The organism is Micromonospora tarensis (assembly GCF_016803395.1).
In the GTDB taxonomy this organism is placed as follows: Bacteria; Actinomycetota; Actinomycetes; order Mycobacteriales; family Micromonosporaceae; genus Micromonospora; species Micromonospora tarensis.
This window is the reverse complement of record NZ_JAEVHL010000150.1, coordinates 1-16,069: the sequence shown is the minus strand read 5'-3', so window position 1 is coordinate 16,069 and position 16,069 is coordinate 1. Positions and strand designations below refer to the sequence as shown.

At 71.6% G+C, this 16,069-nt stretch carries 13 protein-coding genes and 4 pseudogenes; 16 read left to right on the top strand and 1 reads right to left on the bottom strand.

All coding sequences use genetic code 11. The features are described 5' to 3' along the window. From aroB to nusB, 4 genes are all read left to right on the top strand, one after another. On the top strand, positions 1-1,018 hold a 1,018-nt coding region (gene aroB / locus JM949_RS23960), incomplete at its 5' end, for a 3-dehydroquinate synthase (RefSeq protein WP_203150567.1). Further along, entirely contained in the window at positions 1,018-1,443 is a 426-nt protein-coding gene (gene aroQ / locus JM949_RS23955; RefSeq protein WP_203150566.1) for a type II 3-dehydroquinate dehydratase, read from the top strand. The genes aroB and aroQ, both read left to right, overlap by 1 nt. 87 nt (positions 1,444-1,530) lie before the next feature. Next, positions 1,531-2,088, top strand: a complete 558-nt coding sequence (efp, locus tag JM949_RS23950) for an elongation factor P (protein ID WP_203150565.1) — start codon at positions 1,531-1,533, stop codon at positions 2,086-2,088. A gap of 23 nt (positions 2,089-2,111) precedes the next feature. Continuing rightward, the gene (nusB, locus tag JM949_RS23945; protein ID WP_203150568.1) at positions 2,112-2,522 is read left to right on the top strand and encodes a transcription antitermination factor NusB; all 411 of its coding nucleotides are present in this window, start codon (positions 2,112-2,114) and stop codon (positions 2,520-2,522) included. A 75-nt stretch (positions 2,523-2,597) separates the two neighbouring features. Here the strand turns inward: nusB and bldD are convergent, their stop codons facing one another. After that, positions 2,598-3,086 (bottom strand): transcriptional regulator BldD, encoded by a 489-nt coding sequence (gene bldD, locus JM949_RS23940; RefSeq protein ID WP_007458348.1) that lies wholly within the window; start codon positions 3,084-3,086, stop codon positions 2,598-2,600. A 286-nt stretch (positions 3,087-3,372) separates the two neighbouring features. Here bldD and pyrR point away from each other — a divergent pair, with 286 nt between their 5' ends. From pyrR to JM949_RS23880, 12 genes and pseudogenes are all read left to right on the top strand, one after another. Next, complete coding sequence (gene pyrR / locus JM949_RS23935) at positions 3,373-3,957, top strand: bifunctional pyr operon transcriptional regulator/uracil phosphoribosyltransferase PyrR (protein ID WP_203150564.1); 585 nt, start codon at positions 3,373-3,375, stop codon at positions 3,955-3,957. Then, positions 3,954-4,880, top strand: a complete 927-nt coding sequence (locus JM949_RS23930) for an aspartate carbamoyltransferase catalytic subunit (protein WP_203150563.1) — start codon at positions 3,954-3,956, stop codon at positions 4,878-4,880. The genes pyrR and JM949_RS23930 overlap by 4 nt, the downstream gene beginning before the upstream one ends. Then, positions 4,877-6,153 (top strand): annotated as a pseudogene (locus JM949_RS23925) (dihydroorotase). The gene JM949_RS23930 and the pseudogene JM949_RS23925 overlap by 4 nt, the downstream one beginning before the upstream one ends. Further along, positions 6,150-7,313, top strand: coding sequence for a glutamine-hydrolyzing carbamoyl-phosphate synthase small subunit (gene carA / locus JM949_RS23920; protein ID WP_203150562.1), 1,164 nt, complete (start codon positions 6,150-6,152; stop codon positions 7,311-7,313). The pseudogene JM949_RS23925 and the gene carA overlap by 4 nt, the downstream one beginning before the upstream one ends. Beyond that, positions 7,306-10,652: pseudogene (carB, locus tag JM949_RS23915) on the top strand (carbamoyl-phosphate synthase large subunit). The gene carA and the pseudogene carB overlap by 8 nt, the downstream one beginning before the upstream one ends. After that, positions 10,649-11,706 (top strand): annotated as a pseudogene (locus tag JM949_RS23910) (quinone-dependent dihydroorotate dehydrogenase). The pseudogenes carB and JM949_RS23910 overlap by 4 nt, the downstream one beginning before the upstream one ends. Positions 11,707-11,972: 266 nt before the next feature. Beyond that, entirely contained in the window at positions 11,973-13,247 is a 1,275-nt protein-coding gene (locus tag JM949_RS23905) for an adenosylmethionine--8-amino-7-oxononanoate transaminase (protein WP_203150561.1), read from the top strand. A gap of 74 nt (positions 13,248-13,321) precedes the next feature. Then, on the top strand, positions 13,322-14,158 hold the full coding sequence (gene pyrF / locus JM949_RS23900; protein ID WP_203150560.1) for an orotidine-5'-phosphate decarboxylase: 837 nt from the start codon (positions 13,322-13,324) through the stop codon (positions 14,156-14,158). A gap of 178 nt (positions 14,159-14,336) precedes the next feature. Next, positions 14,337-14,654: an integration host factor, actinobacterial type gene (gene mihF / locus JM949_RS23895; RefSeq protein WP_030335662.1), complete on the top strand. Its 318-nt coding sequence runs from the start codon at positions 14,337-14,339 to the stop codon at positions 14,652-14,654. 25 nt (positions 14,655-14,679) lie between these two features. Further along, complete coding sequence (locus tag JM949_RS23890; protein WP_203150559.1) at positions 14,680-15,213, top strand: nucleoside/nucleotide kinase family protein; 534 nt, start codon at positions 14,680-14,682, stop codon at positions 15,211-15,213. A 64-nt stretch (positions 15,214-15,277) separates the two neighbouring features. Then, positions 15,278-15,541, top strand: coding sequence for a DNA-directed RNA polymerase subunit omega (gene rpoZ / locus JM949_RS23885; protein WP_030335666.1), 264 nt, complete (start codon positions 15,278-15,280; stop codon positions 15,539-15,541). A 14-nt stretch (positions 15,542-15,555) separates the two neighbouring features. After that, positions 15,556-16,069, top strand: a pseudogene (locus tag JM949_RS23880) (flavoprotein); the annotation flags it as partial.

Sequence of the window (16,069 nt, the reverse complement as noted above, 5' to 3'; positions counted from 1 at the left end):
ACGTGACCTGCTGGGTGCGCTGCCCGGGCTGCTGCCCGGCGCGACCCGGGCGGCGGTGCTGCACGCGCCGCCACTGAAGGCGCTCGCGGACGGGCTCGGCGAGCGGCTGCGCGCCGCCGGCGTCGAGCCGCTGCCGATCGAGGTGCCCGACGCCGAGTCGGGCAAACACATCGACGTGGCCGCCGCCTGTTGGGACCGGCTCGGCTCGGCCGGCTTCACCCGCACCGACGCGGTGGTCGGGGTGGGCGGCGGCGCGGTGACCGACCTCGCCGGCTTCGTCGCGGCCTGCTGGCTGCGCGGGGTGCGCTGGGTGCCGGTGGCGACCTCGCTGTTGGGCATGGTGGACGCCGCGGTGGGCGGCAAGACGGGCATCAACACGGCGGCCGGCAAGAACCTGGTGGGCGCGTTCCACCCGCCGGTCGGCGTGTTGGCCGACCTGGCCACGCTGGACAGCCTGCCCCCGGTCGATCTGGCGGCCGGGCTGGCCGAGGTGGTCAAGTGCGGGTTCATCGCCGATCCGGTGATCCTGGATCTCATCGAGGGCGACCCGGCTGCCGCCACCGACGCCCGCGGGCCGGTGAGCCGGCAGCTGATCGAGCGGGCGATCCGGGTCAAGGCCGACGTGGTCGCCGGTGACCTGCGCGAGTCGGGGCTGCGGGAGGTGCTCAACTACGGTCACACCCTCGCGCACGCGATCGAGCAGCACCAGGGCTACCGCTGGCGGCACGGCCACGCCGTCGCCGTCGGTCTGGTGTACGCCGCCGCGCTGGCCCGGCTCGCCGGGCGGCTGGACGCGCCGACCGCCGACCGGCACCGCGGCACGTTGCGCGCGCTCGACCTGCCGGTCAGCTACCCGGCCGACGCCTGGCCGGAGCTGTTGGCCACGATGCGGGTGGACAAGAAGGCCCGGGGCAGCCGACTCCGCTTCGTGGTGCTCGACGGTCTGGCCCGCCCGGCCATGCTGGAGGGCCCGGACGACGCGCTGCTCGAGGCGGCCTACCGCGAGGTGTGTGCCTGATGAGGGTGCACGTCCTGAACGGGCCCAATCTGGGCCGGTTGGGCACCCGTGAGCCCGCTGTGTACGGCGCGACCAGCTACGCCGACCTGGTGGCGCTCTGCGAGAGCACCGGGCGGGAGTTGGGGCTGGAGGTGACGGTCCGGCAGACCGACGCCGAGCACGAGCTGCTGGGTTGGCTGCACGCGGCGGCCGACGAGGGTGCGGCGGTGGTGCTCAACCCGGCCGCCTGGTCGCACTACTCGTACGCGGTGCGGGACGCCTGCGCGATGCTGCGGGGGCCGTTGGTGGAGGTGCACCTCTCCAACATCCACGCCCGCGAGGAGTTCCGGCACCACTCGGTGGTGTCCGCGGTGGCGACCGGGGTGATCTGCGGTCTCGGCATCGACGGGTATCGTCTCGCGCTGCACCATCTGGCTAGCCGCTGAGCAGCCGCCCCGAGCGGGGGACCGGGCGATTCGACGCAGCTAGTAGACTCGTAGGGTCTGTCCGCCAATTGATGATCAAGGCAGGAAATGGCCTCCACCAACGACCTCAAAAACGGCCTGGTACTCAACCTGGACGGCGAGCTCTGGTCCGTCGTCGAGTTCCAGCACGTCAAGCCCGGTAAGGGTGGTGCCTTCGTGCGCACCACGCTGAAGAACGTGCTGTCCGGGAAGGTGGTCGACAAGACCTTCAACGCGGGCACCAAGGTCGAGACCGCGACCGTGGACAAGCGCACGATGCAGTACCTGTACGCCGACGGCGAGGACTTCGTCTTCATGGATCTGGAGACCTTCGACCAGATCACCGTCTCCGGCGGCACCGTCGGCGAGGCAGCCAACTACCTGCTGCCCGAGGCGGAGGCGACCGTCGCCCAGCACGAGGGTGTGCCGCTCTACATCGAGCTGCCCACCAGCGTCGTGCTGGAGGTCACCTACACCGAGCCGGGCCTGCAGGGTGACCGTTCGACCGGCGGCACCAAGCCGGCGACCGTGGAGACCGGCGCCACCGTGCCGGTGCCGCTGTTCATCACCACCGGCGAGAAGATCAAGGTCGACACCCGCGACGGCCGTTACCTCGGCCGCGCCTGATGGCTGAGGGTCCCAAGCAGCAGATGCCGGCGCGCCGCAAGGCGCGCAAGCGGGCGCTTGATGTCCTCTACGAGGCCGACCTGCGGGACAAGCCTCCGGTGGAGGTGCTCGCCGGCTACCTGCAGCGGATCGAGCAGCCCCGACCGGAGCATCTGGGTTACGCCGTGGGCCTGGTCGAGGGCGTCGCCGAGCACCTCGATCGGATCGACGAGTTGATCGCCAGCTACGCCGAGGGTTGGACTCTGGAGCGGATGCCGGTCGTCGACCGCAACCTGGCCCGGGTCGCCGTCTACGAGCTGCTCTACGTCGACGAGATCGACGACGCGGTGGCGATCAGCGAGGCGGTGGAGCTGGCTCGGCAGATGTCGACCGACGACTCGCCGCGCTTCCTCAACGGGGTCCTCGGCCGGATCGCCGAGTACGCCACCCGCTGACCCGGCCGCGCCAACCCGTAGCACCGAGAAGGGCCCGTGCCGGATGGCACGGGCCCTTCTCGGTGTGGCGACAGCTCAGGAGGCGAAGAACGCCCGGGGGTCGGCCACCAGCACGCCGTGCTCGGTGAGCCGCTCGATCAGACCCGACGGTGAGGCGTCGTAGACGATCGCGAGCGCCCGCAGGTCGTCGGCGCGGATGGAGAGCACCCGGCCGTTGTAGTCGCCGCGCTGCTGCTGGATGGCGCGGGCATAGCGGGCCACGTAGGCGAGGTCCTCGGAGGCCTCGTCGTAGAGCCGCTCCAGGTCCAGGACGATCTTGCTGGTGGGCTCGTGCCGGACGCCGCTGCCGTCAGGCAGCAACTCCGAGACGGGAACGCGGTAGAACTCGGCCAGTTCGGCCAGACGGGACACCGTCACGGCCCGGTCGCCACGCTCGTACGAGCCGACCACCACGGCCTTCCACCGCCCGTTCGACTTCTCCTCCACACCCTGCAGGGAGAGACCCTGCTGCTGGCGGATGGAGCGCAGGCGGGCGCCCAGAGACTTGGCGTATTCAGAGGGCATTCGGACACTCCCAGTGCTGCTCGGGGTTCTCCCGTCGATCGCTACGGAGCGTGACGGTACGGGGAATGCGACACGTGGTCAAGTGGTCGTGACCCTACCGTTGAGGAGCGTCCACGAAGTTATCGCCTTTTCGTGGTGCTGACCCGGTGGTCAGCGGCCGCCGTCCGTCGGCCCGGTGACCACTGGTAACGTGGCGTGAAGCCCGGCCCAGGTCCGCTCGCGGTCCGGCCGAGGTGCCCGACATCCTTTAACGACCCGTCCCGTGAGGCGGGGAAGGAGGTCCGCCGTGGCATACCCACCGGCTGCCCGCCCGTCACCACCGCGACAACCCTCGGTGAAGGTGATTCTCGCCAGCGCCGACGTGCAGCGCGTGGTCGACCGCATCGCCCACCAGATCCTGGAGAAGACCCAGGGCGCCGCCGACACGGTGCTTCTCGGGATTCCCACCCGGGGCACCCCGCTCGCCCGCCGGCTCGCCGAACGGATCAGCACCTTCGAGGACGTCGTCGTTCCGGTAGGTGTGCTCGACATCACTCTGTACCGCGACGACCTCCGTCGGCACGCCACCCGCGCGGTGGGCCCGACCGAGCTGCCCTCGGGCGGCATCGACGGCAAGCGGGTGATCCTGGTCGACGACGTGCTCTTCTCCGGCCGCACCGTCCGGGCCGCGCTCGACGCGCTCAACGACGTGGGCCGCCCGGCGTCGGTGCAGCTCGCCGTCCTGGTCGACCGGGGCCACCGGGAGCTGCCGATTCGGGCCGACTACGTCGGCAAGAACATCCCGACCTCGCTCGCCGAGAGCGTCAAGGTGACGCTCGCCGAGGTCGACGGGGTCGACGAGGTCAAGCTGTACGGGGGAGCCACCTCATGATCAAGCATCTGCTCTCCGGCGGGGACCTGGACGCCGACACCGCCACCGAGATCCTGGACACCGCCGCCGAGATGGCCACCGTCGCCGGCCGCGAGATCAAGAAACTGCCCGCGCTGCGCGGCCGGACCGTGGTGAACCTCTTCTACGAGGACTCCACCCGCACCCGGATCTCCTTCGAGGCGGCGGCGAAGCGGCTCAGCGCCGACGTGATCAACTTTTCCGCGAAGGGGTCCAGCGTCACCAAGGGCGAGAGCCTGAAGGACACCGCGCTGACCCTGCAGGCCATGGGCGCCGACGCTGTCGTGGTCCGACACCCCGCCTCGGGCGCGCCGCACCGCCTGGCGAACTGGGTGGACGGGTCGGTGGTGAACGCCGGTGACGGCACCCACGAACACCCCACCCAGGCGCTGCTCGACGCGTACACCATGCGGTCGCGGTTGGGTCGACTCGCCGGCCTGTCGGTCGCGGTGGTCGGGGACGTGCTGCACTCCCGGGTGGCCCGCTCCAACGTGCTGCTGCTCACCACCCTCGGCGCCAAGGTCACCCTGGTCGGCCCGCCGACGCTCATCCCGGTCGACATCGCCGGCGCCCTCGCCCCCGGCACCGACGTCTCGTACGACCTCGACTCGGTGCTGCCCAACGTGGACGTGGTGATGATGCTGCGGGTGCAGCGGGAGCGGATGAACGACTCCTACTTCCCCTCCGCCCGGGAGTACGCCCGCCGCTACGGGCTGGACGGCCCACGGATGCGCCGGCTGCCCGAACACGCGATCGTCATGCACCCCGGCCCGATGAACCGGGGGATGGAGATCACCCCGGAGGTCGCCGACTCACGGCGCTCCACCATCGTCGAACAGGTCACCAACGGGGTCTCCGTGCGGATGGCTGTTCTTTACCTGCTGCTCGGAGGGAACAACCGGTGACCGCATACCTGATCACCAGCGTGAGTGTCGTCGGCGCCGCGCCGACCGACCTGCTGATCCGCGACGGCGTGGTCGCCGAGGTCGGGCCCGGGCTGTCCGCGCCGGACGCCACGGTCGTCGACGGCGCCGGGCTGGTCGCCCTGCCCGGCCTCGTCGACCTGCACACCCACCTGCGCGAGCCCGGTCGGGAGGACGCCGAGACCGTCGAGTCCGGTTCCCGGGCGGCGGCGCTGGGCGGCTACACGGCGGTCTGCGCGATGGCCAACACCTCCCCGGTCGCGGACACCGCCGGGGTGGTCGAGCAGGTCTGGCGGCTCGGCCGGGAGGCCGGCCTGGTCGACGTGCAGCCGATCGGCGCGGTCACCGTCGGGTTGGCCGGCGAGCGGCTGGCCGAGTTGGGCGCGATGGCCGACTCGGCGGCCCGGGTGCGGATCTTCTCCGACGACGGGCACTGCGTCGCCGACCCGAAGCTGATGCGCCGGGCCCTGGAGTACGTCAAGGCGTTCGACGGCATCATCGCCCAGCACGCCGAGGAGCCCCGGCTCACCGAGGCGCCCAGATGCACGAGGGTGAGGTCTCCACCCGGCTCGGCCTGATCGGCTGGCCGGCGGTCGCCGAGGAGGCGATCATCGCCCGGGACGTGCTGCTCGCCGAGCACGTGGGCAGCCGACTGCACGTCTGCCACGTCTCCACCGCCGGCAGCGTCGAGGTGCTGCGCCAGGCCAAGACCCGCGGGGTACGCGTCACCGCCGAGGTGACCCCGCACCACCTCCTGCTCACCGACGAGCGTGCGGAGACCTACGACCCGGTCTTCAAGGTGAACCCGCCGCTGCGCACGGCCGCGGACGTCGCCGCGCTGCGCGCCGCGCTCGCCGACGGGGTGATCGACGTGATCGCCACCGACCACGCCCCGCACGCGGTGGAGGACAAGGAGTGCGAGTGGGCGTACGCCCGGCCGGGCATGCTCGGCCTGGAGACGGCGCTCTCCATCGCGCTGGACGTGCTCGGCCCCGAGTGGGATCTGATCGCCGAGCGGATGTCGCGCACGCCCGCCCGGATCGCCGGGCTCACCGGGCACGGCGTCGACCCCGCTCCGGGGGTGCCGGCCAACCTGACAGTGATCGACCCGGCCGCCCGCCGCACCATCGAGCCGACGGAGCTGGCCAGCCGCAGTCGCAACACCCCGTACGCCCGCATGACGCTGCCAGGTCGCATCGTGGCGACCTTCCTGCGCGGCGAGCCGACGGTCCTGGACGGAAAGGCCATCAAGTGAACAAGCGCAGGCCCGCGATCCTCGTACTCGAGGACGGGCGCACCTTCCCCGGCGAGGCGTACGGCAGCGTCGGGGAGACCTTCGGCGAGGCGGTCTTCACCACCGGCATGACCGGTTACCAGGAGACCCTTACCGACCCGTCCTACCACCGCCAGGTGGTGGTGCAGACCGCGCCGCACATCGGCAACACCGGCGTGAACGGCGAGGACGACGAGTCCGGGCGGATCTGGGTGGCGGGCTACGTCGTCCGCGACCCGGCCCGGATCGGCTCGAACTGGCGGGCCACCGGCGGTCTCGAGGACCGCCTCGCCACCGAGGGCGTGGTGGGCATCAGCGGGGTGGACACCCGGGCGCTGACCCGGCACCTGCGGGAGCGGGGCGCCATGCGGGTGGGCATCTCCAGCGTCGACAACGACCCGCAGAGCCTGCTGACCAGGGTGCGCCAGGCACCACAGATGGTCGGCGCGGACCTCTCCGCCGAGGTGAGCACCGCCGAGCCGTACGTCGTCGAGGCCGTGGGCGAGCACCGGTTCACCGTGGCGGCGCTGGACCTGGGCATCAAGCGCAACGTGCCGCGCCGGCTCGCCGCGCGCGGGGTGACCACCCACGTGCTGCCGGCGTCGTCGAGCATCGAGCAGTTGCTCGCCACCGGCGCCGACGCGATCTTCCTGTCGCCCGGCCCGGGTGATCCGGCCACCGCCGACGCCCCGGTGGCGGTGGCGCGGGAGGCGCTGCGCCGGCGGGTGCCGTTGTTCGGCATCTGCTTCGGCAGCCAGATCCTCGGTCGGGCGCTCGGTTTCGGCACCTACAAGCTGGGCTACGGGCACCGGGGGATCAACCAGCCGGTGCTCGACCGGGCCACCGGCAAGGTCGAGGTGACCAGCCACAACCATGGCTTCGCTGTCGACGTGTCGGGCGCGGGATCGGGGGCGGTGGTCCCCGACCAGGTGATCGACACCGACTTCGGTGGCGTGCGGGTGTCACACGTCTGCCTCAATGACAACGTGGTCGAGGGGCTGCGGGCCGTGGACGTGCCCGCCTTCACCGTTCAGTACCACCCGGAGGCGGCGGCCGGCCCGCACGACGCGGACTATCTCTTCGACCGATTCGCTGATCTCATCGAGGGCCGGACCCACAGCAAGGGGCGCAGCAATGCCTAAGCGGAGCGATCTCAAGCACATCCTGGTGATCGGCTCCGGGCCGATCGTCATCGGGCAGGCCTGCGAGTTCGACTACTCCGGCACCCAGGCCTGCCGGGTGCTGCGCAGCGAGGGGATCCGGGTCAGCCTGGTCAACTCCAACCCGGCGACGATCATGACGGACCCGGAGTTCGCCGACGCGACCTACGTCGAGCCGATCACCCCGGAGTTCGTCGAACTGGTCATCGCCAAGGAGCGCCCGGACGCGATCCTGCCCACCCTGGGCGGGCAGACCGCGCTGAACACCGCCGTCGCCCTGCACGAGAACGGCGTCCTGGAGAAGTACGGCGTGGAGTTGATCGGCGCGAACATCGACGCGATCAACCGCGGTGAGGACCGGCAGCTGTTCAAGGAGATCGTGGCCAAGGCCGGCGTACGCCTGGGCGTCGACGACCCGACCGGGTTGGTGCCCCGCTCCCGGGTCTGCCACTCGATGGACGAGGTCGAGGCGACCGTCGCCGAGCTGGGCCTGCCGGTGGTGATCCGGCCGTCGTTCACCATGGGCGGTCTGGGCTCCGGCATGGCGCACACCCCGGAGGACCTGGCCCGCATCGCCGGCGACGGACTGGCCGCCAGCCCGGTGCACGAGGTGCTCATCGAGGAGAGCGTGCTCGGCTGGAAGGAGTACGAACTCGAGTTGATGCGCGACCGGCACGACAACGTGGTGGTGGTCTGCTCGATCGAGAACATCGACCCGATGGGCGTGCACACCGGCGACAGCGTCACAGTGGCCCCGGCCATGACGCTCACCGACCGGGAGTACCAGCGCCTGCGTGACCTGGGCATCGCCGTGCTGCGCGAGGTCGGGGTGGACACCGGCGGCTGCAACATCCAGTTCGCGGTCAACCCGGTCGACGGCCGGATCGTCGTGATCGAGATGAACCCCCGGGTGTCGCGCTCCTCGGCGTTGGCCTCCAAGGCGACCGGCTTCCCGATCGCGAAGATCGCCGCGAAGCTGGCCATCGGCTACACCCTCGACGAGATCCCCAACGACATCACGCTGAAGACCCCGGCGGCGTTCGAACCGACCCTCGACTACGTGGTGGTGAAGATCCCCCGGTTCGCGTTCGAGAAGTTCCCCGGCGCGGACCCGGAGCTGACCACCACGATGAAGTCGGTGGGGGAGGCGATGAGCCTCGGGCGTAACTTCACCGAGGCGCTGAACAAGGCGATGCGCTCGATGGAAACCAAGTCAGCCGGTTTCTGGAGTGTGCCGGACCCGGCGGGCGTCACCCTGGCGGACACTCTCGCCGCGCTGCGGATCCCGCACGACGGCCGGTTGTACACAGTGGAGCGGGCGCTGCGCCTCGGCGCGTCGATCGCCGAGGTCGCCGAGGCCTCCGGCGGGATCGACCCGTGGTTCCTGGACCAGATCAGCGCGCTGATCGAGCTGCGCGCGGAGATCGTGGACGCGCCGGTGCTCGACGCCGCCCTGCTGCGCCGCGCCAAGCGGGCCGGGCTGTCCGACCGGCAGCTCGCCGCGCTGCGCCCGGAGCTGGCCGCCGAGGACGGCGTCCGGACCCTGCGGCACCGCCTGGACGTACGCCCGGTCTACAAGACGGTGGACACCTGCGCGGCCGAGTTCGAGGCGACCACGCCGTACCACTACTCGACGTACGACCTGGAGACCGAGGTCGTGCCGTCGGACCGGCCGAAGGTGCTGATCCTGGGCTCCGGCCCGAACCGGATCGGGCAGGGCATCGAGTTCGACTACTCCTGCGTGCACGCGGTGCAGGCGCTGCGGGCGGCCGGCTACGAGACGGTCATGGTCAACTGCAACCCGGAGACCGTCTCCACCGACTACGACACCGCCGACCGGCTCTACTTCGAGCCGCTGACCTTCGAGGACGTCCTGGAGGTCTGGCACGCCGAGGACTCGTCCGGCCGGGCGGCCGGCGGGCCGGGCGTGGTCGGGGTGGTCGTGCAGCTCGGCGGGCAGACCCCGCTGGGGCTGGCGCAGCGGCTCAAGAACGCCGGGGTGCCGATCGTCGGCACCTCCCCGGAGTCGATCCACCTGGCCGAGGAGCGGGGCGCGTTCGGCGCGGTGCTGGCCCGGGCCGGGTTGCGCGCGCCGGCGCACGGCATGGCCACCTCGTACGACGAGGCCAAGACGATCGCCGACGAGATCGGCTACCCGGTGCTGGTGCGGCCGTCGTACGTGCTGGGCGGGCGGGGCATGGAGATCGTCTACGACGACCCGACGCTGCGCGACTACATCGGCCGGGCCACCGACATCTCCCCGGACCACCCGGTGCTGGTGGACCGGTTCCTCGACGACGCGATCGAGATCGACGTGGACGCGCTCTGCGACGCCGACGGCGAGGTCTACCTCGGCGGCGTGATGGAGCACATCGAGGAGGCCGGCATCCACTCCGGCGACTCGTCCTGCGCGCTGCCGCCGATCACCCTCGCGGGCTCGCACCTGGCCGAGGTCCGCCGCTACACCGAGGCCATCGCCCGTGGCGTCGGCGTCCGTGGCCTGCTCAACGTGCAGTACGCGCTCAAGGACGACGTGCTCTACGTGCTGGAGGCCAACCCGCGCGCCTCGCGGACCGTCCCGTTCGTCTCCAAGGCGACGGCGGTGCCGCTGGCCAAGGCGGCGGCCCGGATCGCGCTCGGCGCGAGCATCGCGGAGCTGCGCGCCGAGGGTCTGCTGCCGGCGACCGGGGACGGGGGCACGATGCCCGCCCACGCGCCGGTCGCCGTCAAGGAGGCGGTGCTGCCGTTCAAGCGTTTCCGGACCGCGCGGGCAAGGGGATCGACTCGCTGCTCGGGCCGGAGATGAAGTCGACGGGTGAGGTGATGGGCATCGACACCAACTTCGGGCACGCGTTCGCCAAGAGCCAGTCGGCCGCGTACGGCTCGCTGCCGACCGCCGGGAAGATCTTCGTCTCGGTGGCCAACCGGGACAAGCGCGGCATGATCTTCCCGATCAAGCGGCTGGCCGACCTGGGCTTCGAGATCGTCGCGACCGCTGGCACGGCCGAGGTGCTGCGCCGGCACGGCATCGCCTGCGAGCAGATCCGCAAGCACTACCAGGCGGGTGAGGGAGACGACGCGGTGTCGCTGATCGGCGGCGGCCACGTGGCGCTGGTGATCAACACGCCGCAGGGCTCGGGTGCCAGCGCCCGCTCCGACGGCTACGAGATCCGCAGCGCGGCCGTCACCGCCGACATCCCCTGCATCACCACGGTGCCCGGCGCGGCCGCGGCCGTGATGGGCATCGAGGCGCGGATCCGGGGTGACATGCAGGTCCGTCCCCTGCAGGACCTGCACGCCACCCTGCGGGCGGCCCAGTGACAGTGTTCGAGCGGGCGGTGCGGCCGTGGTTGTTCCGCCTCGGCGGCGGGGACGCCGAGGCGGCGCACGAGTGGACGCTGCGACGGTTGGCCACGCTGTCGGCGAATCCGGTGGCGCTGGCCACCCTGCGGGCCCGTTACGCGGTGCGGGCGCCGCGCACGGTGTTCGGTGTGCGGTTCCCCAACCCGGTCGGGCTGGCGGCGGGGATGGACAAGGACGGCGCGGCGCTGCCGGCCTGGCCGGCGCTGGGCTTCGGCTTCGTCGAGGTCGGCACGGTCACCGCGCACGCCCAGCCGGGCAACCCGCGGCCGCGGCTGTTCCGGCTGCCGGCGAGCGAGGCCGTGGTCAACCGGATGGGCTTCAACAACGCCGGGGCCGAGGCGATGGCGGCTCGGTTGGCGGCGCTGCCGCGCCCGCTCGGGGTGCCGCTGGGCATCTCGCTGGGCAAGTCCAAGGTGACCCCGCTCGACCAGGCGGTCGAGGACTACCTCGCCTCGTACCGGGCGCTGCGCGGGCACGGCGACTATTTCGCGGTGAACGTGTCCTCGCCGAACACCCCGGGTCTGCGGTCGTTGCAGGACCGCGCCCACCTGGACGCGCTGCTCGGCGCGCTGGTCGGGGAGAAGCCGGTGCTGGTCAAGATCGCACCTGACCTGACCGAGGCGGCGATCGCCGAACTGTTGGAGGTCTGCCTGGCCCGTGGCGCCGCCGGGGTGATCGCCACCAACACCACAGTGTCCCGCGCCGGGCTGGCCAGTGTGGACGTCGAGGGTGGCGCGCAGGCCGGTGGGCTCTCCGGTCGGCCGCTCACCGGGCGGGCCCGCGACGTGGTCGCCTTCGTGCACACCGAGACCGGTGGCCGGCTGCCGATCATCGGCGTCGGCGGGGTGCTGGATCCGGACGACGCGGCGCGGATGTTCGATGCCGGCGCCGCCCTGGTGCAGCTCTACACCGGCTTCATCTACCGGGGCCGGCCCTGGTCCGCGCCGCCGCCCGGGCCGCCGCCCGCGCGACTGCCACGTCAGCGGCTCCGGACTCCGTCGCGGGTCGGTGACCGCCCCCGGCGCGGTGTCGGCGGCAGGGAGGGCGGCGGCCGGGGGAGGCCGAGATGTTCCGCCCGGCCGCCGTCGCACGCTGCAAGGTCGCGCTTGATCCTGGATGTAGTGGTCTCCGGCGCGAGCGAGGCCACTACATCCTTGTTCGAGCACGATCTTGCGGTTGGACCCGACCGGCACGGCACGAGCGCGACCCGCACGGCGCGCGAGACGCTGCCGCAGGATATTCGCCGTCCGGACCGCTTGAGGCGCAGAGGAGTTACGCGTGACACCCGAGGAGATTCTGGCCGCGGACCGGGCCCACGTCTGGCATCCGTACGCGGCGTCGCCGCCGCGGCACCCGCCGTACGTGGTGCGCGGCGCCGAGGGGGTACGGCTGCGGCTGGCCGACGGCCGCGAGTTGGTGGACGGGATGTCGTCCTGGTGGGCGGCGATCCACGGGTACCGCCATCCGGTGCTGGACGCGGCGGTGACCGACCAGCTCGGCCGGATGAGCCACGTGATGTTCGGCGGGCTCACCCACGAGCCGGCGGTGCAGCTCGCCCGGACGCTTGTCGAGCTGGCCCCGGACGGGCTGGAGCACGTGTTCCTGGCCGACTCCGGCTCGGTCAGCGTCGAGGTGGCGATCAAGATGTGCCTGCAGTACCAGCGGGCCGTCGGCCGGCCACAGCGGCGTCGCCTGGCCACCTGGCGGGGCGGCTACCACGGTGACACGTTCCACCCGATGAGCGTCTGCGACCCGGAGGGCGGGATGCACCACCTGTGGAGCGACGTCCTGCCCCGACAGGTGTTCGCCCCGGTCCCACCGGGCGGCTTCACCGACCCGCCGGAGGACGCGTACGTGGCGGCGTTGGTGGAGACGGTCGAGCGGCACGCGGACGAACTGGCCGCCGTGATCGTCGAGCCGGTCGTCCAGGGCGCCGGCGGGATGCGTTTCCACCATCCGGGTTACCTGCGGGTGCTGCGCGAGGTGACCCGGGCGAACGGGGTGCTGCTGATCTTCGACGAGATCGCCACCGGGTTCGGCCGTACCGGTGCGATGTTCGCCGCCGAGCACGCCGGGGTGACGCCGGATGTGCTGTGCGTGGGCAAGGCCCTCACCGGCGGCTATCTGACGCTCGCGGCGACGCTCTGCACCCCGGAGGTCGCCCACGGCATCTCCGCCGCCGGTGTGCTGGCGCACGGGCCCACGTTCATGGGCAACCCGTTGGCCTGCGCGGTGGCGAACGCCTCCATCGGGCTGCTGCGGGCCGGGGACTGGCCGGCGCAGGTGGCCAGGGTCAGCGCCGGCCTGCGCGCCGGACTGGAGCCCCTGCGGGGGACGCCCGGCGTGGCCGACGTCCGGGTGCTCGGCGCGATCGGCGTGGTCCAACTCGACCACGAGGTCGACCTCGGCGCGGCCACCGCGGCCACTGTCGACCGGGGGGTGTGGCTGCGCCCGTTCCGCGACCTGATCTACACGATGCCGCCGTACGTCACGGACGACGTGGACCTGGCCCGGATCGCGGCCGGGGTGACGGCGGCGGTGGCGGCCGGCTGAGTCGACCCGGTCACCGGGTCGACGGTTACCCCGGGCGGGTCGGCCGTCCGGGCGAGGAGAGGGGAACTTTTTCGATGGAGAGCTTCGGGACCCGGCTGCACCGGGCGATCGTTGAGCGGGGTCCGCTCTGTGTGGGCATCGACCCGCATCCCGGTCTGTTGGCCGCGTGGGGCCTTCCAAACGACGCCGAGGGGCTCGACCGGTTCAGCCGCACAGTGGTGGAGGCGCTCGGTGACCGGGTTGCGGTGGTCAAGCCTCAGTCGGCCTTTTTCGAGCGATTCGGATCCCGAGGTGTGGCCATTCTTGAGTCAACTATCCGACAGTTACGGGATGCTGGCTCGCTCGTTCTGCTGGACGTCAAGCGCGGCGACATCGGCTCGACGATGAGCGCGTACGCCGCCGCGTACCTTGATCCATCGAGCCCGATGCATGTCGACGCGGTCACCGCCAGCCCCTACCTCGGGGTCGGTTCACTGGCGCCGATGTTCGAGCTGGCCGCCGAGCACGGCGGCGGCGTGTTCGTGCTGGCCCTCACCTCCAACCCCGAGGGCGCGGCCGTGCAACGGGCCGTCACGGCCGACGGGCGCACCGTGGCGCAAACCGTGATCGACGCGATTTCCCAGCTCAACAGGGGTGCGACCACGCTTGGGAGCTTCGGTCTGGTGGTCGGCGCGACCATCGGCGACACCGGTCACGACCTCTCCGGTGTGGGGGGTCCACTGCTCGCTCCGGGGCTCGGCGCGCAGGGTGCCGGCGCGGCCGATCTGCGTACCGTCTTCGGATCGAGCCTCGCCTCGGTGCTCCCGTCGTACTCCCGGGAGGTGCTCTCGGCGGGCCCCGACGTCGCCGCCCTGCGCGCCGCCGCGGACCGCGTCCTGGTCGACTGTCGGGCCGTTCTGCCTGCCCGGTGACTGACTGACGGGTCGGTCACTCTACGGTGATCATGCGGCCCCCACGTTGCCGAAAGCTCCGTTGGCCGCTAGTTTTCCCCGCGCTGGGAACCATGGACCCCTTGGTTCACAGCGACACCACGTTTCACAGATGCGGCGGTGCGCCCCGCCCGCCGCGATAGGGACCTGAGGAGAACTGGTGCCGCTCCCGTCACTGACCCCCGAACAACGCGCTGCCGCGCTCGAGAAGGCCGCGGAGATCCGCAAGGCCCGTGCTCAGCTGAAGGAGCAGCTCAAGCAGGGCAAGACCACCCTCGGTGCTGTCCTCGAGCGCGCCGAGAGCGACGACGTCGTCGGCAAGCTCAAGGTGTCGGCCGTGCTGCAGGCCATGCCGGGCATCGGCAAGATCCGGGCTACCCAGATCATGGAGAAGCTCAAGATCGCCGACAGCCGTCGCCTGCGTGGCCTCGGCGAGCAGCAGCGCAAGGCACTGCTTGGAGAGTTCGCCGCCAACTGACCCTGGCAGCGTGTAGAAACAAGCAGTGAGCACGGATGGCGAGGCGCGCCCGGCGGCTCGGCTCACTGTCCTGGCTGGACCTTCGGGTTCCGGCAGGGAGAGTGTCGTCGAGCTCGTCCGGGCGCGTTCTCCGTCCGTGTGGATCCCGGTCGCGGCCACCACCAGACCGCGCCGGGAGTCGGAGATCGACGGGGTCGATCGCGTCTTCCTCGCCCCCGCCGAGTTCGACCGCCGGCTCGTCGATGGCGAGCTGCTGGAGTGGTCCCGAATCGGTTCGTACCGCCGGGGCACCCCGTACCCCCCGTTGCGGGCCCGGCTCGACGCCGGGCAGCCGGTGCTGCTCCCGCTCGACCTGCCCGGCGCCCCGCTGGTCCGGGCCCGGCTGCCCGATGCCCGGCTGGTGCTGCTGAGCCCACCCGGCTACGCGCCGGACGTCCGGGTGGCGGCCCTCTTCGAGCACGCCCTGAGCCACGACCACACCGAACGCGTGGTCGACGAGCTGGTAGGCTTACTCGGTTCTTCTTATCCGGATCCGGCCTGGTCGCGCATGCGTGGCTGACGGTCGACCGCCGTTGAGACTCAGCACCGCGTCCGCGCGGCTCGAAAGACGCAGAGGTTAATTCGTGGGATCCATCGCCAACCCCGAAGGCATCACCAACCCGCCGATCGACGAGCTCCTCGAGAAGACGACGTCGAAGTACGCGCTGGTCATCTTCGCCGCCAAGCGCGCGCGCCAGGTCAACGCCTACTACAGCCAGCTCGGTGAGGGCCTGCTGGAGTACGTCGGCCCGCTCGTCGAGACCACTCCGCAGGAGAAGCCCCTCTCGATCGCCATGCGCGAGATCAATTCGGGCCTGCTCACCGCCGAGCCGACCGACCAGCCGTAAGTCCTCGCCAGCTGATGTCCGCCTCGATCGTCCTCGGGGTCGGCGGCGGCATCGCCGCCTACAAGGCGTGCGAACTGCTGCGACTCTTCACCGAATCGGGTCACCGGGTTCGGGTCGTGCCGACCGCGTCGCGCTCCGGTTCGTCGGAGCGCCGACCTGGGCCGCGCTCTCCGGTCAGCCGGTCGCCGACGACGTCTGGACCGACGTCCACGAGGTGCCGCACGTGCGGCTCGGCAAGCAGGCCGACCTCGTGGTGGTCGCGCCGACCACCACCGACCTGCTCGCCAGGGCCGCGCACGGGCTCGCCGACGACCTGCTGACCAACACCCTGCTGACCGCGCGCTGCCCGGTGCTGCTGGCCCCGGCCATGCACACCGAGATGTGGGAGCACCCGGCCACCGTGGCCAACGTCGCCACGCTGCGCGCCCGGGGCGTCCGGGTCCTCGACCCCGCCGTCGGCCGGCTCACCGGCGCCGACACCGGCAGGGGCGGCTGCCCGACCCGGCGGAGATCTTCGCCGTCGCCCGG

What these genes read in the sequence shown, in the direction of transcription:
- aroQ (WP_203150566.1), top strand. Translation starts at nt 1,018, where the DNA reads ATGAGGGTGCACGTCCTGAACGGGCCCAATCTGGGCCGGTTGGGCACC.
- efp (WP_203150565.1), top strand. Translation starts at nt 1,531, where the DNA reads ATGGCCTCCACCAACGACCTCAAAAACGGCCTGGTACTCAACCTGGAC.
- nusB (WP_203150568.1), top strand. Translation starts at nt 2,112, where the DNA reads ATGCCGGCGCGCCGCAAGGCGCGCAAGCGGGCGCTTGATGTCCTCTAC.
- bldD (WP_007458348.1), bottom strand. Translation starts at nt 3,086, where the DNA reads ATGCCCTCTGAATACGCCAAGTCTCTGGGCGCCCGCCTGCGCTCCATC.
- JM949_RS23930 (WP_203150563.1), top strand. Translation starts at nt 3,954, where the DNA reads ATGATCAAGCATCTGCTCTCCGGCGGGGACCTGGACGCCGACACCGCC.
- pyrF (WP_203150560.1), top strand. Translation starts at nt 13,322, where the DNA reads ATGGAGAGCTTCGGGACCCGGCTGCACCGGGCGATCGTTGAGCGGGGT.